Genomic DNA, 26,497 nt, shown 5'->3' with positions numbered 1-26,497 from the left:
TCGGATAGTTTTTTAGGCTGGCGTCCGTCAGGGAAAGCGTGCTTTGAGCCAGTCCGTGATCATGGTTAGCACGCCCTCGTCCACCGTCGTCTCGATCTGGCCGTATTCGGACGGCAGACCGGTGTCGGCCGGCTGCAGGAGGTGATTGACTTCAGGAACGAGCCGGACGGTGACGTCGGGATTGCCGGCCGCGGCCAGCGTGGCTTCGATGGCCTCCAGGTTGCGGGGAGTTACCTGCGTATCCCGTTCGCCGTTGATGGCCAGTACGGGTACGTGCAGGGTGGAGAGATTCGCCGTCGGGTCGTAGGCCAGGAAGTAACGCATCCAGGGCCCGGACAAGCTGTTGACGTAGGTTGCGGCAAAGGCGTCGCGGTCCGTAATGCTTTCCCGGAAGGATTCGGGAAGCGAGGGGATGCGGTCGATGATGGTATCCCGCAGACCGCTGCGAAATACCGTATCGGCCAAATCAGGATGGGCTTTCACGTAGGCTGCGACCGTAGCGAGGACGGCTTCGTTCGGCGGAGTGGACCCGCTTATCGCCCGACGCTGTTCGGCCATCAGCGTATCGATGGGCAGACCTGGCGCGGCCAGCAGGATGACAAAGTCAACCGCTTCGTCGCCGGCGGCCACCATCGGAGCGATCATACCGCCCTCGCTGTGCCCGGCCAGTCCGATGGGCAGGTCCTGATCGCCGAGGCGTTGCCGCAGGAATCGGATGGCCGCCGCCGCGTCCGCCGCGAAGTCCACGCTGGTGGCCGCTGCGAAGTCGCCGGTACTCGCACCGACCCCGCGGTCGTCATACCGCAGTACCGCGTAGCCCGCCCGGGTCAGTCGGTCGCTCAGCACCAGGAAGGGGCGGTGATTGATGGATGGTCCCAGATCCTGGTTCCGGTCCTGGGGGCCGCTTCCGGATATGAGTACCAGCGCGGCCCTGGGCGATCCGTCTTCCGGCAAAGTAAGCTCACCGGCCAGGCTGACTCCTTCTCCGCCCCCGACGAAGGTCACCGCTTGCTGGAGATAGGGAAAGTCAGTAGGCTCCTGCGGGCGGGGCCGGATCTCGTCCGGTGCCAGCAGGACGGTGTACGCCGCCGATGGTTCCCGGAAGAAGGTGAGGGGCGCCGAAAAGCCGCCCTGGCGAAAGCTGCCCTCCAGGCTGTCTCCTTCGAGGCTACCGGCGAATTGCATGGATACGGAGGCAACGGCGAATTGCAGGCTGTCTCCATCGGTAGCTACGGTCGAGAGCGGAATGGGCATGGAGGACTGCGTCGGACTCAGCAGGCCACCGGTGTATTGCCCGTCCGCTTCAGCGAGTTCCAGATCGAGCGGGATCCGTTGCGCCCCGGCTTCGAGCACGCCGAACCAATGGCCGGCATATTGAGCGGACAGCGAGGTCCCGAATACGAACATGGCGGCGGTGAAAATGGCTTGATGCATATCCGGAAGGTAGCGCTTTTGGCTTGCAAGACGGGGAAGCGGGGCATTGGGGAAGATGGACCGGACTACTCAAAAGCGCTTCCTCCTCAGCGCTTGGTTTCTACCTGCGCGCCGCCGCCCGCCTCCTTTGTGTTCTATTTCATGGTCGTCGTGGTATCAGCGCTTTCCGCCAGGACGCGTGTATCGTAGGTGGCGATATCCTGGTCCTTTAGCCATTCCTGCTGCGCGGCCAGGCGGCGGAGGAAATCGGCATAATCCCGCTTTCCCTGCGGGGTCCATCCCAGTTCGGCGTGGGCGAGCAGGCGGGGGAAGACCAGGTAGTCAATGTCTTCCATGGTGCGGACGGTTTCGCTCCAAAGGGGGCTTTCGACGCCGAGGATATCGCCGTCCGTGAGGCCCTCGGCCATGGCGGCGGGGTCCCACTGGTAGGCGGAGTCGACCTCGATGTAGGAAGCCCAGTGTAGGCCGATGCGGGAGGTGCTGTCGTACTGCATGTCGAGGTACATACGCTTAGCCGGGCTCATGATTACGGGGTTGCCGGCGTCGCGGGCGCGGAGGGCGTAGTCGGCGTGGGCCCACAGCTGGACGACCGTTCCCTCGGCCAGTTCCGAGGTGGCCACCTCGTCCCAGCCGATGGGCGTCTTCCCGTTGTCCTTGATAATCTGCTGGGCGCGGTTGACGAAGTTCACGTAGTCCTCGTGGTCGGTTGCGTCGCTTTCGTCGCCACCGAGGTGGAAGTAGGGGCCGGGGCTAAGCGCACCGATCTCGCGCACGACGTCGTCGATGAAGGTGTACACGGAGTCCTGGTCGGTATCCAGCGTGCTGAAACCAACCCGCGTGCCGGTATAGGGATCGCGGGCAACGCCGTCGGCGTTCAGGATGGGGTAGGCCGAGAGGGCGGCGTTGGTGTGGCCCGGCATGTCGATTTCGGGTACGATGACAATGCCCCGCTGCTGGGCGTAAGCCACGATCTCGCTGTATTCCTCCTGGGTGTAGAAGCCCCCGGGGGTGCCGTCGACCTCCGACTTTCCACCGATCTCGGTCAGTTTGGGCCAGGATTTGATCTCGATGCGCCAGCCCTGGTCGTCGCTGAGGTGCAGGTGCAAATGATTGATCTTGTAAGGAGCGATGCGATCGATGACCTGCTTGACTTCGTCTACCCCGAAGAAGTGGCGGGCCACGTCCAGCATGAATCCCCGGTAGGCGAAGCGCGGCTCGTCGCTGATGGTGCCACTGGAAATGAAGACCTCCTCGTCCTCCCCACCGGAGAAGTGCAGTACCTGCCCGAGCGTCTTGGCGGCATTGAGCATGCCTTCCCGGGTGCCGGCGGCGAGCTCGATCTCTTCGCCACGGAATTCCAGCCGGTAGGCCTCTCCTTCCAGGTCCTGGGCGATTTCAAACTGCAGGGGAAGCACCAATTCCGGCCAGCGATCCGACAGGTAGCGCTGGGCGTCACCAATGACGGGATTCGGGCTGGGCAGCACGTCTCCCTCGTAACCCCTGTAGTAATGTACGGCGTCCTCGTCCGTGATTTCGACCGGCAGCGGAATGAGCGGGAGTTCGCTCAGGGCGGCCACGTCGGCCGGTTCGGTGGGAGGGTCGGAGGTACAGCCGAGCAACAGCAAAAGGGGAGAGAAAAGCGCGAGTCGGAGCATAGGGTGTCACCTTGATTATCGGGTGAAAATACGGGAAAGGTGCAGTTCGGTTAGGGGGATGATCAACGGCATCGTAACTTTGCGGCGACAACGGGGTGCTGTCCTGATCCGGGACGGCTGAGATTATACCCTTGATTTCTTCAGGAACCTGCCCGGGTAATGCCGGGAAGGGAAAATTCAATACGCATGCAGCGTCTGCTACTGAGTGCCCTGGCACTCCTCTTTCACCAATTTCTTACTGCTCAGCAAAGCGTCGACACCATCTCCAGTGTCTACGATTTCGATTACCCCATCACCGTGACGGCCACCGCCGCGCGGGCCGAGACGCCGGTAACTTTCGTCAATCTTGACCGGAAGGACATCGCCGTCCGCAACCTCGGACAGGACGCCCCCTACCTGCTCAAGTGGACCCCCTCCGTGGTGGTCAACTCCGACGCCGGCACCGGGATCGGCTACACCGGCATCTGGATACGTGGTAGCGACCCCACCCGCACCAACGTGACCATCAACGGTATCCCCTACAACGATTCCGAAAGCCAGGGCGTCTTCTGGGTGAACCTGCCCGACTTCAGTTCCTCCGCCGATATGATCCAGATTCAGCGGGGCGTGGGCACCAGTACCAACGGCGCGGGTGCCTTCGGGGCAACCATCAATTTCACCACGGTCGGCGAGGACAGCGATCCGGGCCTCCATCTGGACGGCAGCGTGGGTAGCTTCGGAACCCGCCGCGGCGTCGTCCGCTACCGGGGCCGGACAGACAATGGTTACCGCCTTGACGCCCGCTACAGCAAGGTGCACTCCGACGGCTACATCGACCGGGCCTCCGCCGATCTGGACGGTTACTACGCCGCGGTGAGCAAGGAAACCGGTAAATCCGTCATCAGCCTGGTGGCCTTCGGCGGCCACGAGGTGACCTACCAGAGCTGGAACGGCGTGACGCAGGAAGAGATCGACGAATTCGGGCGTACCTACAACTCCGTTGGCACGGAAAAGGAGGGCGAGCCCTACGACAACGAGGTCGACAACTACCGCCAAAACCACTACCAGCTCCACTTCAACCACGAGATCAACGACGACCTGGACCTCGTCGTCAGCGGCCACTATACCCGCGGGCTGGGGTACTACGAGCAGTATAAGGCCGACGAAGCGCTGTCCGATTACGGCATCGATGCCCCCGAGGAAACGAGCGACCTGATCCGCCGCCGCTGGCTGGACAACCACTTTTACGGCACGGTGTACAGCCTGCGCTACCGCAAAAAACGTTGGGACGTCACCTTCGGTGGATCCGCCAACGAATACCTGGGCGGCCACTACGGCGAGGTGATCTGGGCCCGCCATGCCGGTGATTCCGAGATCCGCGAACGGTACTACGACAACGATGGTACGAAGCGCGACTTCAACAACTACCTGCGCGCGAATTATAAGGTCCGCGACGACGTCAGCATCTACCTAGACGGTCAGGTGCGCCACGTCAATTACGAGTTCCTGGGGCTGGACGAAAACCTCGCTCTGCTCGAACAAGATGCGGCGCTCACCTTCTTCAATCCCAAAGCCGGCGTCGTGTACCTGCCCCGTCCGGGCCTGCGTGCCTACGCCAGTTTCGGCGTGGCGCAACGGGAGCCGAACCGGGACGACTTCGTGGATAACCCCGCCAACAGCCGACCCGTACCGGAAAAACTCTACAATACCGAGCTGGGCTTCACCCGCAGCCTGGCCCGCGCCAACTACGGCATCAACCTCTACCATATGCTGTACCGCGACCAGCTGGTGCTCACCGGCGCCCTCAACGACGTGGGCGGCTACGTGCGCACCAACGTACCGGAGAGCTACCGGCTGGGGATCGAGTTGCAGGGCGGTGTGCAGCTGGTTCCCAACCTGACCGTTGGCGGAAACCTGACGCTCAGCCGCAACCGGGTGAAGAATTACACCGAGCTGCTCGACGACTGGGACGAGGGCGGGCAGCTCGAGGTAGAGCGCGAGGACACGCCACTCAGTTTTAGTCCCGACGTGACCGGCGCCGTAGAGATCGCCTACGCGCGCAACCTTGGCAACCACCGGATCGAAGCCGCTTTGCAAAACAAATACGTCGGCGACCGCTACGTAGACAACAGCGGTAGCGAGCAGAGTAAGCTGGATGGGTATTACTACAGCGATCTGCGGTTAGCCTACGGGCTGAATAGCCGCTACCGCCTCACCTTTCTGCTCCGGAACCTGACCAACCAATTATACAGCAGCAACGGTTGGAGCTACCGCTACCAGTACGAGGGAACCCCGACCACTATGCTGGGCATGTACCCCCAGGCCGGCATCAACTTCATGCTGAGCTTAGGGATCGACCTGTAGGAAATAACGTTTCGGCAACATCCGGCAGGCATTATACGTCGTTATAATGCCCGCTAAATTGTTTGCCGTGCGAAATTTCCTGCTATCCTTTCTGATCGTGCTCGCCGCCTTTGTCGCCGGGCGATACCTCTTTCCCGCCGAAGCGGAATCCGCCGCCTCGATGATCGATATCGTCGCCCGCAACCCGGTCTCCGACCGGGCGGCCAAACCCGATCGCGTGCCGGTGGAGGACGTGAATTATGCCTACACGCCCGAGGAAGAGCGGACGATCCGATTGTTCGAGGAGGCGTCACCCGCCGTGTGCTTCATCACGACCAAGGCCATTCGCCGTTCCTTCTGGAACTACGGGGAGGTGGAGAGCGGGTCCGGATCGGGCTTTCTCTGGGACAAGGCCGGACACGTGATTACCAACTTCCACGTCATCAACGGAGCCAATACCAGCGCCATCGCCGTTACGCTCAGTAACGGAAAGACCTATAATGCCAGCGTCGTCGGATTCGAAAAGGAAAAGGACCTGGCCGTGCTCAAGATCGACGCCCCCGCTTTCGAGCTACAGCCCATCCGCGTTGGCAGCAGCCAGTCGATCCGCGTCGGGCAGGCGGTCTACGCCATCGGTAACCCCTTCGGCCTCGACCAGACCCTGACCACGGGCGTCGTTTCCGCCCTCGACCGGGAGATCCGCAGCCAGGCCGGCGTACCCATCAAGGGAGCCATCCAGACGGACGCGGCCATCAACCCAGGTAACTCAGGCGGCCCGCTGCTGAATAGCGACGGCCAACTCATTGGCGTCAATACCTCGATCTACAGCCCCTCCGGTGCCTCCGCGGGAATCGGCTTCTCCATCCCCGTCGACGTGGTCCGCTACGTGGTCGATGATGTCATTCGCTTCGGAGAGGTACGCCGCCCCGTGCTCGGCGTGGATGTGCGGCAGTACGGGCGGATCAAGGGCCTGATCGTAATTACCGTAGACCCGGAAAGCAGTGCCGCCAAAGCTGGCGTGAAGGGCCTCAGCCAGGGACAGCGCGGCGGTTACATCCTGGGTGACGTCGTAGTCGGCATCAACGGCAACGAGATCCGCACCACTTCCGACCTCTACCTCGAACTCGAAAAGTACCAGCCCGGTGAATCCGTTGCCCTGAATCTGATGCGGGGTGACCGCCGGGTTGACGTCGAAATCCGGCTGGGAAGTACCGTGGACGGATAGTATTTAAGGCTTGTCAGCACATAGAAAAAGGGGACCCAACAGTAGTTGAGTCCCCTTTCTTTTGAGGCGTAGGCCTTGACGCTATTCCATTTGAATCTATTCTGGTTCCCACATGGCCTCGCCAGTCATGGATTGTACGTTTCGGCGGTAAGGCCTGATGGCGGCGGAGACAATGCATTTCGCCGATCGACAGCGGAAGAAGGGAATCGATACCTTTACCATTCTTCGCGATCGCCCGTCAAGCAACTTTTCCGTTTTGCGACGGGGCGCAGGTAGAAGCCTTTTTCTAAGGGGTAGCGATCTTGAACGCCTGAGCCATTTTTCCTCGCTCCCGCACGCTGACAAAATAGATGCCCGGCTGTAAGCCCGCTACGCTGATGGCCGGCTGGGCGCCCTGTTTCAACTGCCCGCTATGGAGTACTTGGCCGCTCACGTTACTGATCAGGAATTCCGCCCGGCCGCTCAGCCCCTCTACGAGGTACGTATCCGCGTCTTTCCGCCGTAGGGTAAGGGAGGTTCTTCCCGCGCCGGTGGGGCCGGAGGTGCTGACGATTTCCCCGAACGCCAGGTCGACCACGATCGGGTCATGATCGCTGAAACGGTAGAAGTCGGCGGCGTAGAGGCTATCACCGGATCCTTCTTGATTGTAGTCTAAAATTTCGGGCTCCGGCGCATTGACCGTCCAGGCGGAAGCGTAGGTCACGAACTCGGCCAGGGAATCGCTGGCCAGCGCATAATCCAGGCTGCCCCACAGGCCTCCGAACACGTAGGATGGTGGCCCGCCGCCGCAGGGGAAAGCGTCTCCGTCCCGTGTCTTGGTGTTGACGTAGCCGGCGTCCAGCAGCACGTCGATCGGGTCTTCCATCCGGTAGCTGTTCAGGTCGCCGACGATCATGACGTTACGCGTATTTACGCCGGTGGGGTTCGTAGCGAGCCAGGCAGCTACCGCCTCGGCCGCCGCGGTACGGGTACCGTCGCAGTTGCCGGCGCCGCCGTTATCGTCGTCCCCCTCACCGCAGGCACTTCCCTTGCTTTTAAAGTGGTTGACGCAGACCGTAAACTCCGCTCCTGCGCTGTTGCTCGTCGAATCGACCACCCGGAAGGTTTGTGCCAGCGGTACCCGATTGGTCCGCGGGCCCTGAAAAAGCTCGCCGGGCACATCGAGCGCGGCGGCGGTACCGGCCTCGGCCATGCGCAGCGTATCGTAGATCAGGGCCACCATGATTTCATCATCGCCCGTATTGGGGGAGTCCACGTAGCGGTAGCCCCGGTCGCTGTAAGCATTGAGGCTGTCGACTAAACGGGACAGTGCGGCAAAGTCATTGTTCTCGATTTCGATCAGGCCCACTACGTCCGCATCGAGTTCGGTCAGCGCGGCCACGATCTTGGCTTCCTGCCGCAGCAGTTCCGATTCGGTGTTCGCTCCCCGGCTATCCAGGGTAGTGAAGTAGTTCAGGACGTTGGCGCTTACGACCCGTACGTCGCCCGTCATAGCCGGCCCCGTGGTGGGGCGGCCGTTCCCGGTAAAGGTGACGCCGGTCCGGTCGGTGGGTTGAATGCGGTAGCGGTTAAAACTGTAGCCCAGCACGCCCGTTAGGCCGGAAATGGTCTGGCCGGCCCGCAGGCTATTATCGGCCGATAGCAAACTACCATCCGGAAGGGTGATGGGCTGCAGGTTCGTTCCGCTCCGGGCATCGTCCACAATGATGGCGTTGCGGCGCAAGCTGTCCAGGTAAACACTCAGTGCGGCCTCATTGGGCTCATTACACTCGGTAAATTGGGCGAGCCGGTTGGCGGTACTCGCTTCCACCTCGCCGAAGCGGACCAGATCGTCCACGTCCGTGATCACAAGGTCAAGGGGTTGCACGAGCATGCCCTCGAGGCTTTCCAGGCTGGAATCGCCCAGGGGGAGCATCAGTATCGTGGGCGGTGGAGCGGTCGTTCCGCTCGCATTGATCGTGATCGTGGCACCCGCTTCCGCACCGGCCAGTTGCGTCTGGCCGAAATACTCCTCCACTTCCGCGCGAACGGTTACGAGGTCACCTACCATCACTTCAGCGTCCGGTGCGTAGACGAAGATGCCCTCCGAAGTCATCGGGTCCTGGTCGGCATCCTCCGTTTCCTCCTGCAGGTAGAATCCGTCCAGGCCTTCCGTGAAGTCAGCGGTCACTACTGCCTGCACGGTAACCACGTTTCCGGCGAGGGGAGATGCGAATCCGTCACCCTGCACGATATGAATACCGATGGGGTCGGTTCCCAGGTCGTTATCTAGTACATCCAGCGTGGCGCCCAGTCCGGCTACGTAGCTGGAGTCCGATAGGTAGGTCAGTCGCAGGCCGATGGTTTCGGTGCCCTCGATGCGGTCATCGTCAATGGCCGTAAAATCGACCGTCCCTTCAGTGGTCCCTTCGGTAAATTGGAGGGTGTCGCTTTCGTTGATGCGTACGAAATCTTCCCCCTCCGTAGCGGTCCCGTACAGTTCATAGGCCACCTTCAGCATAGTGGAGGGCGCTTCGGACAGACTTACGGTGAAACCCGCCGTCGTTGCGGGAGCATCCTCCGAAAGCTGTCCGGTCGCGGTGATCGCGATCTGCTGACCCGATTGTCCGCCTTGGTAGGTACCGAACGAAACCTGATTGCCGATTTCCTCGGCGGTGAGGTTGTCGAGCACGTCGTTACCGGGCATGGTCCAGTTATCCGGGTTCCAGCTACCCGTGGCCGGTGTTCCGTCCTTTCGGTAGAGGTAGCTGTCCTGGTAAATGTTGTCGTCGGGTCCGCCGATGGCGCCGCCAACGACATCTATGATTTGGTCGCCGATGGCCAGGGCGAAGGCATCGTTGCCGTTGCCGCTGACGGATCCGCTGGTAATCACGTTATTGAAGTCGCCCGTGTTTCCGAACACCGCCGTGAAGTTGGCCGTCTCGCTAGCTACGTACACAAAGGCATCGGAGTAGGTACCCTCCAGGGAAATATTGGTCGGCTCCGTCGTTCCGTTCGCGTAGCGTTGCAGCGTATACATGCTCAGGTCTACGGTGCCACTCACGTACAGTTCTACGGCCCGCGGCGTCGCCCCGCTCAGGGTGCCGTCCAGCAAACCGGTGATGAGCACTTGGTCTTGTGCGGAGAGTAATCCGGCCAACAGTAGGGCGGGAACGAGTAAAATATGCTTCACGGGGTAATTTGGTTGGTTGGGGGGCCAAAGGTAGGCCACCTGATCCTCGCGTGCCCGAAGCCGGCGCGTTTTACCCGTAAACTTAACGGTGGGTTTACTTCGCCGCGTAGGGAATGCGCTTGCTGGCGTTGCGCATCAGCGCTTCGACCAGGTCTTCGGGGGAGTTGAAGACAGATCCTTTCGCTTCCCAATCGTAGTTCCAGACCATGCCTTCCTGAGCGTCGTGCAGGTCCATATTTACGGTGGTATTGTTGGTGGTTCCCCAGGCACCGAGCAGGACGCCCACGGCAATGGCCGCGCCCTGGCTCATCGGCTTGCTGGTGTTGAAACGGGTGATGAGTACACCGTCTACCTGAAGGGCGGCCGCCAGTTCCGATGGCGTAAGACCGCGTTGGTCGATGGTGTAGCCCGCGCGCTCCAGTTTGGCATTGGTGGTTTCCGGGTCCATGATTTCCAGCCGCCGAATTTTGCCCTGTTGTTTCCGGCGCAGCATCCAGCTGTACATCTCCCGCTGAAAGGTGTAGGTATCTTCCCGGGCGGCCGCTTCCAGCTGTGCGGGGTCATCCTTGGGCCGACCCTTGATCGATACCGATGGGGGGATGATGGCGATCACCTGATGGCGGCTGGTGGTGGCAACCATGTTAGGTGCTTCGTACACTTTGGGCCCGCAGGCGGTAAGAGTCAGGAGAAATAGAAAAAAAAGGGGGTAAAGGCGTTTCATCTAAAGGGGGTGAGGGATGCATACGCGCGGTCAATCGGACAGCGCGGCCGCTAGCAAGCCATGGTCGATGGCGTACAGCTTCGGCCCCCCCTTAACGCCACTCCGGATCTCGGTGGTTTCCATTAAGAAATCGTATCCCTGAAGCTTTCTGCGAAAATTGCGGCGGTCGAGCTCCTCCCCGAGAATGTCTTCGTACAGCAGCTGGGCTTCGGTCAGGGTGAATCGCTCGGGTAACAATTCGAAGGCGAGCGGCCGGGTCCGCAAGTGCAGGATCAGCCGTTGGTGCGCATCCCGTAGCAGCCGGTCGTGGTCGAATCCGAGATTCGGCACCGCACTCACGGCGTGCCAGGTTGCCTCGCGCGCGTGACCGCGGGCCTCGGGCGCATGGTGCTTGGGCTGCACGAGCGCGTAAAAAGAAGTCGTGACTACCCGCCGCACCGGGTGTCGGTCGGGGTCACTATAGGTGCCGACCTGTCGCAGCGTGACATTCTTTACTCCGACCATGTCGAGCAGCACCCGCCGGGCCGTTTCTTCCAGCGTTTCGCGATCCATCATCGCACCGCCGGGTAATACCCAATCACCGGCAAAGGGCGGCACGGCCCGCCGCACGAGCAGTACCCGAAGTTCCTTGTCGGCAAAGCCGAAGATGACACAGTCCGCGGTGTGCGCGGATGCAACGGATGATGGTGTAACACGCATGGGCTACCGGCCCATCCATCCCCCGTCAACGACGAGGATGGTACCGTTAACGTAATTCGACGCCTCGCTGGCCAGGAATACGATCGGGCCCACGAAGTCATCCGGCGTTCCCCAGCGGTTCGCCGGGATCCGGGACAGGATGGAACTGGACCGCTCTTCATTGTCCTGCAGCGCCTGTGTATTGTCGGTCCGGATGTAGCCCGGTGCGATCGCGTTCACCTGTACGCCCTTCCCGGCCCACTCATTGGAGAGCGCCATGGTCAGCTGGCCGATGGCCCCCTTCGAAGCGGCGTAACCGGGTACCGTTATGCCACCCTGAAACGTAAGTAGCGAAGCGGTAAAGATGATCTTGCCGCTGCCCCGCTCGATCATATCGCGGCCAAACTCCCGGGAGAGGATGAACGGAGCGCTTTGGTTGACCTCGATCACCTTATCCCAGTATTCATCCGAGTGCTGGGCGGCGGGGTCGCGCAGGATCGTACCCGCGTTGTTGACCAGAATGTCGGGGGTGCCGTGGTCCTCCTTCACCGCGGAAATAAATTGGTACAGGCTGTCGCGCTTGGAGAAGTCGCACTGGTAGGAAGAAAATTGCCGGCCGGCCTTCTTGACGGCCTGCTCGATAGCGGAGTCGGGTTGCAGGCTGGCGGAAATGCCCACAATGTCGGCACCGGCTTCCGCCAGGCCCAAAGCCATGGCGTAACCGATTCCGCGCTTGCAGCCGGTAACGACGGCCGTTTTTCCGGATAGGTCAAATAGATGCATAAATGTTGATTCGGGGTGGGGGAGGAAAGGGTGGCTGCTGGTTAGCGGATGTCTCCCAGGGTAGCGGCATCCATATCGGTGAAGGCCTGGTTCTCCCCGGCCATGCCCCAAACGAAGCGGTAATTGGCGGTACCGGCACCGCTGTGAATCGACCAGGGTGGCGAGATCACCGCCTCGAAATTGCGAACCGCGATGTGCCGCGTTTCGTCGGGTTTCCCCATGAAGTGCATCACGAGCTCGTCACCGGTGACGTCGAAGTAGAGGTATACCTCCATCCGCCGCTCATGGGTGTGGGGCGGGAAAGTGTTCCAGATGTTGCCGGGCAGGAGTTCGGTGAAACCCATGACCAACTGGGAACTGGGGATGCCATCCTCGTGGATGTACTGGTACAGCACGCGCTTATTGGCGTGCTCGTCGTCGCCCAACTCTACTTTATTCGCCTGGCTTTGCGTGTTTTTGGTCGTGGGGTATTCCTTGTGGGAAGGCGCGCTATTGAGGTAAAAGCGCGCGGGGCTGCCGCCGTCCTTGCTCGCAAAGGCGACCGATTTCGATCCCCGCCCGACGTAAAGGCAGTCGAAACGGTCCATCTCGTAGGCTTCCCCGTCGACGGTGATGGTTCCGGCACCGCCCAGGTTCAGTACCCCCAGTTCCCGACGCTGCAGGAAAAAATCCGCCCGCAGGTCATCGTCGTTCTCCAGTTCGAGCGTGCCCGAGGTCGGAACGGCGCCACCAAAAATAAAGCGGTCGTAGTGCGAATGAACGAGGTTGATGGCCCCCTCTACCATGAGGTCGGTCGCGAGAAATTCATCGCGAATTTCCTGGGTGTTTAAACGGGTAAAGTGATCGGGGCGGACGCCGTAACGGGATTGCATGATGTGATTTTTTGTGTGTCAATTATACACAGAAAAAATTACATAGTTCACTTTGCCGGTTCCGCCGCCCGGATTTCTTCCTCTATCCGGTTCGATAGCTAAGGCGTCGTCCAGAATGGCAGCGGGTCCACCGCCGTCCTATCCTTTCCCATCAGGATCTCGAAGTGGAGGTGGGGGGTAGTGCCCCGCGCATTGCCGGTACTTCCCACCGTGGCCAGGGTATCGCCGGCTTCCACGGCGTCGAACTCATTCACCCGCCAGTCTAACAGGTGGGCGTAATAGAACAACCTACCCCTTCCGTCTCGCAGGTACAGCTGCCGGCCACCGCTGCCCCCCGTGCGGATGCGCTCCACGAAGCCGTCCGTAACCGCAACCACGGGCGTGCCGGCCGGGGCCTTAATGTCGATACCGTCGTGTAGCCGCTGGGGGCCGCGCCGGTCGCCGAAGACGCTGATCACCGCCTCCGTCCCGTAGCCCGCCACGGGGAAAGCTAACTCCCCCGGCGAGGCAAGGGGAAAGGTAGCGTCCGTCGTGGCTACCGAAGGAGCACTGCGCTGTTTTATCACATAGGTCCTATCACCCACCCGCAGCTCGGTATCCGGAAGTTGCCGGTGTACGAAGAAGGCCAGCATGGCGCAGATGACCACCGCTTCCAGTACGAGTAGTTTAGTGAGCATGAGGAATCGATTTGCTTGGCAAAACGGCCGCCTTGCCCTAAATGTTAGTTAAGGAAAATGGCCGAGAAGTGTGCCTTCTCCTTTGTTATCGTAATCCCCGGCGTAACTTTTGTCCCAAATCCATCATGCTATGTTCTTTTACCACGCCGCTCGGGCACTACCTATCACCCTCCTGTCGCTGACGTTGCTTTTATCCTGCGGTCCCTCGCCGAAAAACGACGCGGACGTGGCGCCCACGGCCAGTCCTACCCGCCAGGCCAATACGAATATCCGGATGGCCCGCGCCGTAGGCGACCGGTACGTGGAAGAGGACGACGTCACCCGTGCCCCGGACCACCTCGGACAGGAAATTCCCTTCATCTACCAGATGGAGGGCCCCGCCTGGGAAAACGAGAACGTCGGCTTCCGCCTATACTTCGACGAACGCAACGGGATCGACATCTTCGGCAAGAAAACCGGTGACATGGTCCTCGATAGCGTAGGTACCCAGCAACTCGGTAAGGACCAGAACTACCACAACATGAGCGACTGGGGCATGGACGTGCTCAAAGTGGGCAACTCCCTCGGAGCCGGCAGCATCGCCCTGATGATCGGGGACAGCATCTACCGCCTCGGTGACGTAGCCGAAGAACGCTACCGTAAGCTGGAGGAAGGACCGGACGGCTCCCGCTTCCTGCTGGAGTATAACGGGTGGGAAGTAGCGGGCCGCAGCCTCGACCTCGACTGGGAGATCAGCATCGAACCGGGAACCTGGGGATACCAGTCTGACGTTACCCTGACGGGCTTGCAGGGCGACGAAGAGCTCCTTACCGGTATCGTGAATCTGCACAGCGATACGCTGTACACCGAAGAGCGGGATGGTCGATTCGTGATGTACACCTACGGTCCGCAGGCCGAACTCGATCATACCTTAGGTATGGCCATTACGGCCGATGAATCCGCCGTACTGGGCCACGGTGAGCTGGGGCCGGACGATATGCCCGTGTCTACCACCTACTACGTCCGTCTGAAGCTTGAAAACGGGCAGCCGACGACCTACCGCTTTACCGCCGCATGGGAGCCGGGTAACCCGGCCTTTGCGGAGCGCACGGCTTTCGTTGGGGCGATTTATTGAAGTCGAAGCCTTAGCGGACGAAAATCCGGTGGGTCTGCTGGCCGGCGCGCAAGACGTAGGTGCCGGTTGACAGGTTGGCCGGAAGCGTAACGGCGGACAGGGCGGTCTGGTCTTCCCGGTAGCTGGCGACCAGGGTGCCATCCAGCCGGTACAGGCTTGCCTCATGAATTTCTTCATTGCCGTTCAGGCCTACCTGCTGACCGGCGTGGGCCGGGTTGGGCGTGACGGAAGAGGTGACGTTTAGCTGGGTGTGCACCGACTGTATGTCGAATGTGGTGACCGATCCATCGGTATCGTACTGCACCAGGCGGTAATAATTTGTGCCGGGTACCGGATTCCGGTGTACGAAATGGTAGTCGCGGTAAAGGCCCTCGTAGCTTTGCTCGGGGTTCATGATGGCCACGAGGGGTTCGAAGGTCGCTCCATCACGGGAGTGTTCGACTACGAAGTAATCGTGTTCGGCTTCGTCATTGGTAGTCCAGCGCAGGTCAACCTCGGATCCTTCTGGCTTGGCTGTCCACTCGACCAGGGAAACAGGAGGTAGAGCAGCGGAAGCCATTACAGCCGTATTCGTGCATGCTTGAGTTGGGGCCTGTGCGCCGAATAGGGCGACAAGCAGGAGAAAGTAGCATTCTCTCATCTAATATGTGTTTGTAAAGTGTACTGTAAAAACCTTCCCGGCAAAAGCCGGTGAATAAAACTGCCGCAACGATTCATCACTCCCGTGCGGTTGTATATAAAACGGGGAGAAGGGGGGGCAAGTATCTTAGCGTGCAAACAGCAATTTTTTTTAATTGTCAAATCGAATGTACCCCGTAAAAGCATTTTAGTAGCCAACAATACAAGGTTGGTACCCGATAAAAGCCCAAATATTTTTTACGGAATGTGTTAACAAACCACCGGGCTACCTTTGTGCCACGCTTCGGAACGGCTCCGGCCGGACTACTTAGTTACTATTTCACACTTTCCTATGCCACATCTTCTGACTTCCGCCCTTCCGTACGCCAACGGACCGCTCCACTTAGGACATCTGGCCGGCGCCTACCTTCCGGCCGATATCTACGCCCGCTACCTGCGGCTTATGGGAAAGGACGTGCTTTGGGTCTGTGGCAGCGACGAACACGGCGCGGCCATCACGCTCCGGGCCAAGAAGGAGGGTATCGACCCGAAGCAGATCATCGATAAATATCACGAACTAAATAAGCGCAGTTTTGCCGCGCTGGGTATCAGCTTCGATTATTACCACCGTACGAGCGAACCGCTCCACCACGAAACCAGTCAGGACTTCTTCCGCACCCTCGATAAAAAGGGCGACGAGTTCATCGTCCGTTCCACCGAGCAGTATTACGATCCGGAGTTCAAGCAGTTCCTGGCAGACCGCTATATCAAGGGTACGTGCCCGCGCTGTGGCTACGACCAGGCTTACGGCGACCAGTGTGAAAACTGCGGCAGCGATTTGTCACCTACGGAGTTGATCGATCCGGTGTCCGTCCTCAGCGGTGCCAAGCCCGAGCTGCGGGAAACCAAGCACTGGTACTTCGACCTGTCGCGCCACGAGGAATTTCTCCGGACCTGGATCCAGGAAGGCACCATCGATGGTGCGCAACAGCATGACCCCCGCAACTGGAAGAAGCACGTCATCGGCCAGTGCATGAGCTGGCTCAATGAAGGCCTGCAACCCCGCGCCATCACCCGCGATCTCGATTGGGGCATCAGCGTGCCCCACCCGGAAGCGGAGGGCAAGGTCCTATACGTATGGTTCGACGCGCCCATCGGCTACATCAGCAGCACCAAGCAGTGGTGCCTGGAAAACGGTCGTGACTGGAAAGACTACTGGCAAAACCCAGATACCGAGCTTATTCACTTTATCGGTAAGGATAACATCGTTTTTCACTGCCTCATCTTTCCGGCTATGCTGCGGGCCCACGGTGATTACGTATTGCCCAAGAATGTCCCCGCCAACCAGTTCCTCAATTTCGAAGGCGATAAGTTCAGTAAGTCCCGCGGCTGGGGCATCGAACTGCACGAGTACGTGGAGCAGTTCGAGGACTTCCCCAACGGGGAGGATGCCCTGCGTTGGGCCCTCATCCGCAACCTCCCCGAGCAGCAGGATGCCGACTTCACCTGGGACGGTTTTACCGAATACTACGACAAGGACCTGGCCGACAAGCTGGGCAACTTCTTCAACCGCGTCACCGTGCTTACCCATAAGTATTTCGACGGCGCCGTACCGGAGCCGGAAGAAGCGGGCGACGGAGCGCAGGTAACGAGCCGTATTCAGGAAGCCGCAACTTCCATCGGATCCCACATCGAAGCCTTCCGGTTTAAGGATGCGGCCACCACCTTCGTGGAGCTGGCCACCTACGGCAATACGTACCTGCAAGACGCCGCTCCCTGGACACTGGCTAAGACCGACCCCGAGGATCCCCGGATCGCTACCATTATATATAACTGTAATCAGATCGCCGCGGCCCTGGCCTTACTCGCGCACCCCTTCGTGCCCCTGGTAAGTGCCAAACTCCGGACCGTCCTCCAGCAGGAGGTCGCGACGAACGGTGACTGGGCTGCCCTGCGCGACCGACTGGAATCCGGCAAGCCCCTCCTGGAACCCGGCCACGCCATCGGCAAGGCCGGCGTCCTCTTCCCCAAGATCGTCGACCGCAAGGACGACCGGCTGCTCACCCTGATTCAGCAGCAACGCGACAAACTCACCGCCGCCCTCGAACGCCGCGACGCCGAGCAGGCCGCCCAACCCATTACCCCGAAAACCACCAATCTACCGGAGATGAAACCCGAGATTTCTTTCGACGACTTCACCAAACTGGACCTGCGCACCGCTACCATCCTGAGCGCGGAGCCGATCAAGAAATCCAACAAGCTCCTTCACCTCACCATCGACCTGGGCGACCAGCAACGCAGCGTGGTCAGCGGTATCGCCAAACACTTCGATGCGGATGCGCTTGCCGGCCAGCAGGTTGTCGTGGTCACCAATCTCGCGCCGCGCAAAATGGCGGGAGCCCTCAGTGAAGCGATGATCCTGATGGCGGAAGACGGCGAAGGAAAGCTTCAGTTTGTCGCCCCGCCCGCCGGCTTCGGTAACGGGTGGACGGTGCGCTAGTGGTCTGCCGAACGCAGCGTAGCGGAGTTCGTCCGCCCACGGGTCGATAAAAACGATAGCCAAACTACATTAAGCCCCCCTGGGCAGGCGAGCTGGCGCTCGGCGGACCAGGGGGCCGGTAGCAGGTTTACACCCACCGGAGATCCAGCGTCCGGCCGAATTCCTTCTTCGGGGTGACCTTCTTTACCTCAATGGTGCTGGGTGGCTGATAATCGCCGCTGACGTAGCGGGCGGAAGCGGAGGTAGCCGCCTGCTCCACCACCTGCTCGGATTGCCGCGGGGTGTGGTTGTGCTCCCAGAACCGATTGACCCGGCGGCTTTCGGCCTCGAGGGAGTTGACGGGGAAGGTATCGTAACTACGCCCTCCGGGGTGGGTGACGTGGTAGGTACACCCGCCGATGCTGCGCTCGTTCCACTTGTCGTATACGTCGAAGACCAGCGGAACATCGGGTTTGACGGTAGGATGGAGGGCCGAGGGTGGATTCCATGCTTTGTACCGGATACCGGCAACGTATTCCCCTTCCGCACCCGTGGTGGAAAGCGGAATCTCCGTCCGGTTACAGAGGATGCTGAACCGGTCGGGGTTGAAATTCGTGACCCGAACCTGCAAACGCTCCACGGAAGAATCCACGTAACGGGCAGTCCCCATACTGCCGAGTTCTTCGCCGAGTACGTGCCAGGGCTCGATGGCGCTCCGGAGTTCCAGGTCCATCTCGCCCTGCCGGATCTGGCCCAGCACCGGGAAGCGGAATTCAAAGAACGGCTCGAGCCATTCCAATTTGAAGTCAAAACCGGCTTCCCGCAGGAAGTGGCACACCTCGCGTAGATCCTCCCGCACGTAGTGGTGCAGCAGGAACTTATCGTGCAGCGCCGTTCCCCACCTGACCAGGGGCCGGCGGTAGGGTTGCTTCCAGAAGGCGGCGGTCAGCGCCCGGATCAGCAGCAGCTGCGTCAGGCACATATCCCGGTGGGGCGGCATGTCGAATCCCCGCATTTCCAGGATGCCCAGGCGACCGGAGGAACTGTCAGGGCTATAAAGCTTATCGATACAGAATTCGGCGCGGTGGGTGTTCCCCGTCACGTCGATGAGCAGGTTGCGGAACAGCCGGTCGACGATCCATGGGTCGGGATTTTCGTGGCGATCCAGCTGCGCGAAGGCGATCTCGAGTTCGTAGAGCATATCGGGCCGACCTTCATCCACGCGCGGAGCCTGGCTGGTCGGTCCGATGAAGGCCGAACTGAAAAGGTAGCTGAGGCCGGGGTGATTCTGCCAGAAGTTGACGAAACTCCGCAGCAGGTCCGGTCGCCGCAGTAGCGGGCTTTCGCCGGGGGTGGTACCGCCCAGTGTAATGTGGTTGCCCCCGCCGGTGCCGGTGTGGCGACCGTCGATCATGAATTTGTTGGTGCCGAGCTTGCTTTCCTTGGCCCGGTTGAAGAGTATGGTATAGTTGCGCACGATCTCCCGCCACTCGGTAGCCGGGTGGACATTGATCTCCACGACGCCGGGGTCCGGAGCCACTACCAGTTTGGTCAGGCGGGCATCCGACGGAGGCTGGTAGCCTTCGATGATTACGGGAATGTTCTCTTCGGCGGCCGTCCGTTCGATGGCGGTGAGTAGGGATGCGAAGCTTTCCGCGCTTTCCAGCGGCGGCAGGAAAATATAGAGTTTTCCTTCCCGGGGCTCCAGGCAGAGGGCGGTTCGGATGGTTTCGACCCGGTATTCCGGTTCGAAGTCTTTGTTCTCTTCTTTCTCCTCCTCGTCCGTCGATTTCGAAACCGCGCGCCGCGAAATCCCGGGTGCGAGTGCCTCCGGTTGCTCGCCGTAGTCAGGCAGTGCGGGCAGCTCTTCCTGGGGGCTGGCCGCCAGTTCCACCGGCAGTTGCTCCCGAACCTGGTGCGGCAGCCGGTCGAGCGGCAGGCGGAATCCCATGCCGGAGTTACCGGGTAGCAGGAAAATATGGCCGCGCTTTAACTCCCAGTGGCAGCTTTTCCACTGGCCTTCATTGTGGTCGAAAGCGAGCGGAAGGACGTAGCCCCGCGGCTTATCCATGCCGATTTCCAATAGGCTCTGCAGGGTCTGCCGCTCGAGCTTGTCGGCGGGGTCCACCCGGCGGGGATCGATGTTGACGGGCAGGTTGCCGGTTTCCCAGAGGAAGTAAAAGTTATCCTCGTAGGCGGGCTGGCAGTTTTCCGGCGCGAGTTCGAGCCGGCGGGCCAGGGTGCGCCCGAAGCGGTCGGCGGTAGTGGCCTTCGCCTGGTAGTTCTTGGTGGGATCGGCCAGCAAAGCGTCGTCTTTCCACAGGGCCTTACCGTCCGTCCGCCAGTAGATAGCGTACTGCCAGCGGGGGATGGGTTCGCCGGGGTACCATTTGCCCTGCCCCTGGTGGATGAATCCGCGGGGAGCGAATTCCTGCTTCAGTTTGGTCGTCAGTTCGTAGGCCAGTTCGCGCTTGTCTTCGCCATCGGCGGCCTCATTCCACTGGTCGGATTCCATATCCCGGTCGGATACGAAGGTGGGTTCTCCGCCCATCGTCAGGCGTACGTCGCCCTCGCGCAGCGCATCATCGACGCGATCGCCGAGTTCGAGGACCTTTTCCCATTCCGATTCCGTGTAGGGCTTGGTGACCCGCGGCGTTTCGTGGATCCGCTCCACCACGTTGGCGAAGTCGAAGGTTACTTCCGCCGGGTCGCTGAATCCGCTCAGCGGTGCCGCGCTGGCTGGATCGGGCGTGGCGGCGAGGGGAATATGCCCTTCACCGGCAAATAGTCCGCTGGTCGCATCAAGTCCTACCCAGCCGGCCCCGGGCAGATATACCTCGGCCCAGGCGTGCAGATCGGTGAAGTCTTCTTCCGGCCCGTTCGGTCCGTCCAGTACTTTTTCGTCCGGAGTGAGCTGCACCAGGTAACCCGATACGAAGCGGGCGGCCAATCCGAACCGACGCAGGATCTGGACCAGCAACCAGGCCGAGTCGCGACACGAACCGTTACGCTGGCCGAGGGTGGTCTCGCAGGATTGGACCCCCGGTTCCATGCGCACGTTGTAGTGGATATCTCGGGCAAGCTGCTGGTTCAGTCCGACCAACCAGGTTACGGTAGGCACTTCTACCTGCGCTCCGCCGCCATATTCTTTTATCCAGGCATCCAGCAGGGGGCCGGATTCGCTTAGCTCGAGATAGGGTGCCAGTTCTTTTTTAAGCTGCTCGTCGTAGCGGAAGGGAACGGTCTCGGCGTAATCCTCCAGAAAAAAATCGAAGGGGTTGAAGGTGACCAGGTCCGCGATGACTTCCACGTCGATGTGTAGATGATCGCATTTTTCCGGAAAGACCACCCGGGCGAGATAATTGCCGAAGGGATCCTGCTGCCAGTTAATAAAGTGATTATCGGGAGAAATCTGGAGGCTATACGCCTGAATGGGGGTACGGGCGTGAGGGGCGGGCCGCAACCGGATCACCTGGGGCGATAATTTTACCGATTTATCGTAGTCGTAATGGGTCCGGTGACGGATAGCAACGCGAATAGGCATAATCAAAACTGGTTTGCTGGGGGATTACAAGGTATGCCATATATCACCGATGTTTGTACTTTGTTGGTGGTTAGCACCCAACGGAATGCACGCTCCCAGCTACTAGCTTGGGTGAAACGGGCCTTTGACGGGTGTTTCCGCCTACTTTGCCCCCATTAAACCACACACCAATGAGCGAGCCTAACGGACTCTTTGCGGGCTACGCCGTCCCGGACGGAACGCTCGACGAAGTGTTTACCCCGTTTCCCCACGCCTATTCCAACTATTCCGGAATTCGGGAAGTCTTCAACGAACTGCACGCCGGGGATTTCCAAAGGCTGAATGAAAGTGCCAAACTTTCCTTTCTCAATCAGGGCATTACCTACGCCGTGTACAGCGAGGACGGTGGCGGGCGCGAAAAAATCTTTCCCTTCGACCTTTTTCCCCGGATCATCGGATCAGCGGAGTGGACCAAACTGGAAAGCGGCCTGGAGCAGCGCAACCGCGCCCTGAACGAGTTCCTGCGCGACGTATACGGAAAGGGGGCTATCCTGCGGGAAAAAGTGGTCCCGGCCGAGTTGGTGAAGAGCAGCACCCACTACGTCAAGAGCATGGAGGCGTTCGTCCCACCCGGAGAGATCTACACCCACGTTTGCGGAACGGACCTCGTGCGGCATACCGACGGCGACTTCTACGTCCTTGAGGATAACCTGCGCAGCCCCTCCGGGGTCAGCTACGTGCTCAGCAACCGCGAGGCTATGCGACGGACTCTATACGGCATGTTCCGCCACGTACCGGTGGAGGCCGTCAACGAGTATCCGGCCATGCTACTCAAGACCTTGCAATCGGTGGCCCCGCCCCGGGAGGACAGTCCGCGCTGCGTCGTCCTGACGCCCGGGCCCTTCAACTCCGCCTACTACGAGCACAGCCTGCTGGCCCGGATGATGGATTGCGACCTGGTGGAAGGCCCCGATCTTTACGTAGACGACGACACGGTCTACCTTAAAACGATTAACGGCCGTCGGCGGGTGGACGTCATCTACCGCCGCATCGATGATGCCTTCCTCGACCCGGAAGCATTCCGCAAAGACTCCATCCTGGGGGTCGCCGGACTGATGCGTGCCTACGCCAAGGGACGGGTAGCGATCGTTAATGCCCCCGGCACCGGCATCGCCGACGATAAGGCCATCTGCGCTTACGTGCCCGACATGATTCGCTTTTACCTGAAGGAGGAGCCCATCATCAAAAACGTGCCGACCTACATCTGCGGCCGTCCCGAAGACCTGCAGTATACCTTGGAACACCTCGCCGAATTGGTCGTCAAGCCGGTTGATATGTCCGGCGGCTACGGCGTCATGATCTGCGATCGCCTCACGAAGGCCGAGTTGGCGGAACTGGCGGAAAAGATCAAAGCCGATCCCCGCAACTATATTGCCCAACCGAAGATCATGCTCAGCACCCACTCGACCTACATCGAAGAAGAGAACCGCTTCGAACCCCGCCACATCGACCTGCGTACCTTCACGCTGCTGGGCGGCGACAAGACCCGCATCCTCAAAGGCGGCCTGACCCGCGTTGCCCTCAAAAAGGGTAGCCTCATCGTTAACAGCAGCCAGGGTGGGGGATCTAAGGATACCTGGGTTATTTGTTAAGGTGTTGAAGGGGTTGAGGGTATAGGGTGTTAAGGGGTAAAGGGCGGGGATGCTCGCATCGCTCGTTTTCTCGCTTACTCTTACTTTTTACCATGATATACCAAATTATGCCTATCCACCCTTAGCCCCTTATCCCCTTAGCCCCTTAGCCCCTTAGCCCCTTTACCCCTTACCCCCTCATCCCTTCAATACTACCAACTTCCACATGCTAGCCAGAATCGCATCCACCCTTTACTGGACCGGCCGCTACATCGAGCGATCCGAACACCTGGCCCGTTACCTGCGCGTGCAATACTTCTCGATGCTGGATGCACCGATGAGCCAGAGCAAGGATTTTATCCTGCAGTCGATCCTGAATATGTACGGTACGCCCTTTGAGGAAGGGGGGCAGCTGGTGGAGTCGGAAGTGCTACAAAAGGTGGGTATGGACTACGGCGTGCCAACGAGCATACGGTCTACGGTGAAGATGGCCCGGGAGAATGCCGGGAGTTTGCGGCACGTCATCTCAACGGAATTGTGGGAAGCGATCAATGCTTTCTACCTGTACAGCCACCGGACGGACCCGGAGGATTTTGCGGTGCGGGGATTGTATGATTACACTTTCGAGGTTGGGCGGCAGTGCGCCATCATCCGGTCGCGCATTCACGATACCCTGCTCCACGACCAATCGTGGGTCTTCGTAAAACTGGGGATCCACCTGGAGCGGGTGGCGCAGGTCATTCGCATCGTAAACAGCAAACTCAACGACGCGGACGTCATTTCCGACAGCGGCGGCCCCAACGAGAATAAAGTATTGAAACTCTATCAGCAGACCATCCTGCTGAAAGTGGTAGAAGGCTTTGACATGCACCGGCGGGCGTATCAGCGGCGACAGACGCGGCGTACTACCCTGGAGTTTTTGATCGGGCATCCGGAATTTTCGCGTTCGATCACCTACAATATGGAGCGGGTCGTCGGTTTGCTGGCGCGCCTTAACGGAAGCGAGGACGTAAGGGAACCGGTCCAGTACCGGGCCGGGAAACTCTACGCCTACTTCCGGTACCTGGATTACGATGCGATCAGTGACAATCCGATCGAGGCGCTCAATACCGCGCTCGTCGAAGTGTATTCTTTGCACGACGACATCGAACGCAAGTACTTCAACTCGGTTAGTACACCGACTTCTTCGCAGTCCCAATCACAGCATCAGCGTTAAATCACCAACCAAATGACATACTGCCTGGGCATCCGCGTCAAAAAAGGACTCGTTGCCATCGCGGACACCCGTATTACCTCCGGAAACGAAACGACTTCGGCCAAGAAGATTTCCATCCACAAACAGGGAAAGAACAACATCTTCCTGATGACCAGTGGACTCCGCTCGGTACGGGATAAAGCCGTTACCTATTTCGAGGAGGTATTGGAAAACGAATCCATCCAATTCGATAAAATGTACAAGGCGGTCAACGCCTTCGGTGAGCAACTGCGCAGGGTAGCGGAGGAGGATAAGGCGAGTCTGGCCGCGTCGGGTCTGTCCTTTAACCTGTTTACGATTGTCGGGGGGCAACTGGAAGGGGATAAGGACCACAAACTTTACCTGCTTTACCCGGAGGGAAACTGGATAGAGATCGGGGAGGCCACCCCCTTTACGATCATCGGGAATTCAGGCTACGGCAAACCCATTCTGAACCGGACGCTGACCTACGATTCCCCCCTGAATTTCGCCATCAAATGTGGCTTTCTGAGTTTTGATAGTACGCGCGTTAGCGCCAACGACGTAGGGTATCCCATCGATATGGTGATCTACCATAAGGACACGGGATTCATGCACGAAACGCGCTTCGACGAGAAGGATACCGGTCACCTGGCCAGCATGTGGGGCAGCAAATTGCGCGACGTCATTCACGAAATTCCCGACGACTGGATCGATGACCTGGTGACCAAGGTCGAAAAGCAGGGACAGGATAATAAGGTCCGACAGATCCAGGTACAGCAGCAACAATAAGTCTATCCCCGAAAGTCTGCGGAGCTATCCGCACAGCCATGCCCTTCGATCTTCGGCCCCGCCGCGAAATTTCTTTATTACTGGCGGGTGTCGGGCTGCTTGCGGCTGCCATCTGGGCTGACCGGCAGGATGTGGAGCCGGTCTATTCCCCTTATTCCGGCGAATACCGGGGTGACGAGATCAATCCCATCGACCGCTTAGGCTATACCCACAAAAACCAGCGGGCGGCGGATCGGGCCGATTTCGGGCTGTACGGCGGTCCAACCCTACCGCTGCTGCTCAGTTTCGATGCGCGGACGAGAAAGCATTACCCGCTCATACTGATGATGTGGTTGCAAACCATGCTGCTCACCTTTTCTCTGAGCAGCCTCATCAAGAACACCGCCAACCGCCCGCGCCCATACATTTATAACGAGAACTGGATACCGGATCAGATCCTGACCCGGCGTGACCGGGCAGCCTTCCTGTCGGGCCACGCCGCGAATGCAGCGGCGGGGTCCGTACTCTTTGCCGCGTTGCTGGAAGGCTATGATCGACCCCTGGCGTTGTACGGTCGACTATTGGCGGTGAGCGTATCGGGACTTACCGCCTACCTGCGCGTGCGGGCCGCCAAACACTGGCCTACGGATGCGGTGGCGGGGGTGCTCTTAGGCACCGGAGTAGCGGCGGCCATCGTGCGGTGGCACACGCGATAAGGAGAGTGGTAACGGATGTGTTAGGGTAAACCATCCGGGCCGTAGCGTCGTTGCATTAGCGAAAATTCGCTGGTCGCACTTTTGGGCGATCGGTGACTTTATATTTGCGCTTAAACGATCTTTATGAAATTGCTAGTTTGCGTCAGCAAGACGCCGGAAACCACCACCAAAATCCAGCTAACCGCCGATGGGAAGGACATCGATACCAGCGGCGTCCAGTACATCATGAACCCTTACGACGAGTGGTACGCGCTGGTTCGCGCACTCGAGCTGAAGGAGGCTGCGGGAGGGACGGTGACCGTCCTGAATGTCGGGCCGGCCGACAACGATTCCATCATCCGCAAGGGCCTGGCCATTGGTGCTGACGACGCCGTCCGTATCGACGTTACCGAAGAAAAGGACAGTCTTTTCACCGCCCGCCAGATCGCGGAATTTGCGCGGGGTAAGGACTTCGACGTCATCTTCTTTGGTAAGGAAACCATTTCCTACAATGCGTCGGAAGTCGGTGCCATGGTTGCCGAGTTTCTCGATCTGCCCTACGTGGGCGACGCTATCAAGCTCGAAATGGAAGGCTCGCAGGCTACCGTTACCCGGGATATTGAAGGCGGTGAAGAGGTCATAGAGGTAACGGCACCTATCGCCCTGAGCGCTGCGAAGGGAATGGCCGAGCAACGAATCCCCAATATGCGCGGCATCATGATGGCCAAGCGCAAGCCGCTGGAGGTTGTCACCCCGGTCGATTACCCGGACACCACCCGTATCGCCAGCTACAGCAAACCGGAAGAAAAGGGAAGCGTGAAGCTGATCGATCCCGAGAATATGGACGAACTGGTGCGCCTGCTTCACGAGGAAGCTAAGGTTATTTAGTACGGCAGTTGATAGTACGCTAGTAC

The 26,497-nt window shown here is 59.7% G+C and carries 19 protein-coding genes; 9 read left to right on the top strand and 10 right to left on the bottom strand.

Annotated features, from left to right (window positions below; all coding sequences use genetic code 11):
• Positions 1-27 precede the first annotated feature (27 nt).
• Both DRW39_RS12765 and DRW39_RS12760 read right to left on the bottom strand, forming a co-directional pair.
• Positions 28-1,434 (bottom strand): alpha/beta hydrolase, encoded by a 1,407-nt coding sequence (locus DRW39_RS12765; RefSeq protein ID WP_116107444.1) that lies wholly within the window; start codon positions 1,432-1,434, stop codon positions 28-30.
• A 134-nt stretch (positions 1,435-1,568) separates the two neighbouring features.
• The gene (locus tag DRW39_RS12760) at positions 1,569-3,089 is read right to left on the bottom strand and encodes a family 20 glycosylhydrolase (protein ID WP_116107443.1); all 1,521 of its coding nucleotides are present in this window, start codon (positions 3,087-3,089) and stop codon (positions 1,569-1,571) included.
• A gap of 186 nt (positions 3,090-3,275) precedes the next feature.
• Between DRW39_RS12760 and DRW39_RS12755 the strand changes: the two genes are divergently transcribed.
• Both DRW39_RS12755 and DRW39_RS12750 read left to right on the top strand, forming a co-directional pair.
• Complete coding sequence (locus DRW39_RS12755) at positions 3,276-5,432, top strand: TonB-dependent receptor (RefSeq protein WP_198664874.1); 2,157 nt, start codon at positions 3,276-3,278, stop codon at positions 5,430-5,432.
• 67 nt (positions 5,433-5,499) lie between these two features.
• Positions 5,500-6,636, top strand: a complete 1,137-nt coding sequence (locus DRW39_RS12750; protein WP_232830144.1) for a S1C family serine protease — start codon at positions 5,500-5,502, stop codon at positions 6,634-6,636.
• A gap of 286 nt (positions 6,637-6,922) precedes the next feature.
• Here DRW39_RS12750 and DRW39_RS12745 read toward each other — a convergent pair whose 3' ends face one another.
• From DRW39_RS12745 to DRW39_RS12720, 6 genes are all read right to left on the bottom strand, one after another.
• The gene (locus DRW39_RS12745; RefSeq protein ID WP_116107440.1) at positions 6,923-9,808 is read right to left on the bottom strand and encodes an ExeM/NucH family extracellular endonuclease; all 2,886 of its coding nucleotides are present in this window, start codon (positions 9,806-9,808) and stop codon (positions 6,923-6,925) included.
• Between the two features lie 94 nt (positions 9,809-9,902).
• Positions 9,903-10,529: a hypothetical protein gene (locus DRW39_RS12740; protein ID WP_116107439.1), complete on the bottom strand. Its 627-nt coding sequence runs from the start codon at positions 10,527-10,529 to the stop codon at positions 9,903-9,905.
• Positions 10,530-10,559: 30 nt separating this feature from the next.
• Complete coding sequence (locus DRW39_RS12735; protein ID WP_116107438.1) at positions 10,560-11,228, bottom strand: NUDIX hydrolase; 669 nt, start codon at positions 11,226-11,228, stop codon at positions 10,560-10,562.
• A 3-nt stretch (positions 11,229-11,231) separates the two neighbouring features.
• On the bottom strand, positions 11,232-11,990 hold the full coding sequence (locus DRW39_RS12730) for an SDR family oxidoreductase (protein WP_116107437.1): 759 nt from the start codon (positions 11,988-11,990) through the stop codon (positions 11,232-11,234).
• 41 nt (positions 11,991-12,031) lie between these two features.
• Entirely contained in the window at positions 12,032-12,862 is an 831-nt protein-coding gene (gene kduI, locus DRW39_RS12725; protein ID WP_116107436.1) for a 5-dehydro-4-deoxy-D-glucuronate isomerase, read from the bottom strand.
• Between the two features lie 98 nt (positions 12,863-12,960).
• Positions 12,961-13,539, bottom strand: a complete 579-nt coding sequence (locus DRW39_RS12720; RefSeq protein WP_116107435.1) for a M23 family metallopeptidase — start codon at positions 13,537-13,539, stop codon at positions 12,961-12,963.
• Positions 13,540-13,669: 130 nt separating this feature from the next.
• On the opposite strand from DRW39_RS12720, the gene DRW39_RS12715 reads away from it, so the two are divergent.
• Positions 13,670-14,653, top strand: coding sequence for a DUF4861 family protein (locus DRW39_RS12715; RefSeq protein WP_116107434.1), 984 nt, complete (start codon positions 13,670-13,672; stop codon positions 14,651-14,653).
• 10 nt (positions 14,654-14,663) lie between these two features.
• On the opposite strand, the gene DRW39_RS12710 is transcribed toward DRW39_RS12715, so the two are convergent.
• Positions 14,664-15,212 (bottom strand): T9SS type A sorting domain-containing protein, encoded by a 549-nt coding sequence (locus DRW39_RS12710; protein ID WP_116107433.1) that lies wholly within the window; start codon positions 15,210-15,212, stop codon positions 14,664-14,666.
• Positions 15,213-15,623: 411 nt separating this feature from the next.
• On the opposite strand from DRW39_RS12710, the gene metG reads away from it, so the two are divergent.
• Positions 15,624-17,771 carry a methionine--tRNA ligase gene (gene metG / locus DRW39_RS12705; protein ID WP_116107432.1) on the top strand — a complete coding sequence of 716 codons (2,148 nt, stop codon included), beginning with the start codon at positions 15,624-15,626 and terminating at the stop codon, positions 17,769-17,771.
• A gap of 127 nt (positions 17,772-17,898) precedes the next feature.
• Here the strand turns inward: metG and DRW39_RS12700 are convergent, their stop codons facing one another.
• A complete protein-coding gene (locus DRW39_RS12700) occupies positions 17,899-21,294 on the bottom strand; it encodes a DUF2126 domain-containing protein (protein ID WP_116107431.1) in 3,396 nt (1,131 codons plus the stop codon).
• 170 nt (positions 21,295-21,464) lie between these two features.
• On the opposite strand from DRW39_RS12700, the gene DRW39_RS12695 reads away from it, so the two are divergent.
• The 5 genes from DRW39_RS12695 to DRW39_RS12675 all read left to right on the top strand — a co-directional run bounded on the left by DRW39_RS12695 (position 21,465) and on the right by DRW39_RS12675 (position 26,471).
• The gene (locus tag DRW39_RS12695) at positions 21,465-22,925 is read left to right on the top strand and encodes a circularly permuted type 2 ATP-grasp protein (protein ID WP_116107430.1); all 1,461 of its coding nucleotides are present in this window, start codon (positions 21,465-21,467) and stop codon (positions 22,923-22,925) included.
• A 205-nt stretch (positions 22,926-23,130) separates the two neighbouring features.
• Entirely contained in the window at positions 23,131-24,120 is a 990-nt protein-coding gene (locus DRW39_RS12690; RefSeq protein WP_116107429.1) for an alpha-E domain-containing protein, read from the top strand.
• 12 nt (positions 24,121-24,132) lie between these two features.
• A complete protein-coding gene (locus DRW39_RS12685) occupies positions 24,133-24,909 on the top strand; it encodes a peptidase (RefSeq protein ID WP_116107428.1) in 777 nt (258 codons plus the stop codon).
• 38 nt (positions 24,910-24,947) lie between these two features.
• Positions 24,948-25,604: a phosphatase PAP2 family protein gene (locus tag DRW39_RS12680; protein ID WP_116107427.1), complete on the top strand. Its 657-nt coding sequence runs from the start codon at positions 24,948-24,950 to the stop codon at positions 25,602-25,604.
• Positions 25,605-25,727: 123 nt separating this feature from the next.
• Positions 25,728-26,471: an electron transfer flavoprotein subunit beta/FixA family protein gene (locus tag DRW39_RS12675; protein ID WP_116107426.1), complete on the top strand. Its 744-nt coding sequence runs from the start codon at positions 25,728-25,730 to the stop codon at positions 26,469-26,471.
• Positions 26,472-26,497 lie beyond the last annotated feature (26 nt).

Origin of the sequence: Lewinella sp. IMCC34191 (assembly GCF_003390935.1) — a bacterium.
Classification (GTDB): domain Bacteria; phylum Bacteroidota; class Bacteroidia; order Chitinophagales; family Saprospiraceae; genus Neolewinella.
Note: the sequence above shows the minus strand (reverse complement) of the source record. Positions and strands in the feature narration are given on the sequence as shown.

Coding starts and splice junctions, on each gene's coding strand:
- DRW39_RS12765 (WP_116107444.1), bottom strand. CDS start 1,434: ATGCATCAAGCCATTTTCACCGCCGCCATGTTCGTATTCGGGACCTCG.
- DRW39_RS12760 (WP_116107443.1), bottom strand. CDS start 3,089: ATGCTCCGACTCGCGCTTTTCTCTCCCCTTTTGCTGTTGCTCGGCTGT.
- DRW39_RS12755 (WP_198664874.1), top strand. CDS start 3,276: ATGCAGCGTCTGCTACTGAGTGCCCTGGCACTCCTCTTTCACCAATTT.
- DRW39_RS12740 (WP_116107439.1), bottom strand. CDS start 10,529: ATGAAACGCCTTTACCCCCTTTTTTTTCTATTTCTCCTGACTCTTACC.
- DRW39_RS12735 (WP_116107438.1), bottom strand. CDS start 11,228: ATGCGTGTTACACCATCATCCGTTGCATCCGCGCACACCGCGGACTGT.
- DRW39_RS12730 (WP_116107437.1), bottom strand. CDS start 11,990: ATGCATCTATTTGACCTATCCGGAAAAACGGCCGTCGTTACCGGCTGC.
- kduI (WP_116107436.1), bottom strand. CDS start 12,862: ATGCAATCCCGTTACGGCGTCCGCCCCGATCACTTTACCCGTTTAAAC.
- DRW39_RS12720 (WP_116107435.1), bottom strand. CDS start 13,539: ATGCTCACTAAACTACTCGTACTGGAAGCGGTGGTCATCTGCGCCATG.
- DRW39_RS12715 (WP_116107434.1), top strand. CDS start 13,670: ATGTTCTTTTACCACGCCGCTCGGGCACTACCTATCACCCTCCTGTCG.
- DRW39_RS12710 (WP_116107433.1), bottom strand. CDS start 15,212: ATGGCTTCCGCTGCTCTACCTCCTGTTTCCCTGGTCGAGTGGACAGCC.
- metG (WP_116107432.1), top strand. CDS start 15,624: ATGCCACATCTTCTGACTTCCGCCCTTCCGTACGCCAACGGACCGCTC.
- DRW39_RS12700 (WP_116107431.1), bottom strand. CDS start 21,294: ATGCCTATTCGCGTTGCTATCCGTCACCGGACCCATTACGACTACGAT.
- DRW39_RS12695 (WP_116107430.1), top strand. CDS start 21,465: ATGAGCGAGCCTAACGGACTCTTTGCGGGCTACGCCGTCCCGGACGGA.
- DRW39_RS12690 (WP_116107429.1), top strand. CDS start 23,131: ATGCTAGCCAGAATCGCATCCACCCTTTACTGGACCGGCCGCTACATC.
- DRW39_RS12685 (WP_116107428.1), top strand. CDS start 24,133: ATGACATACTGCCTGGGCATCCGCGTCAAAAAAGGACTCGTTGCCATC.
- DRW39_RS12680 (WP_116107427.1), top strand. CDS start 24,948: ATGCCCTTCGATCTTCGGCCCCGCCGCGAAATTTCTTTATTACTGGCG.
- DRW39_RS12675 (WP_116107426.1), top strand. CDS start 25,728: ATGAAATTGCTAGTTTGCGTCAGCAAGACGCCGGAAACCACCACCAAA.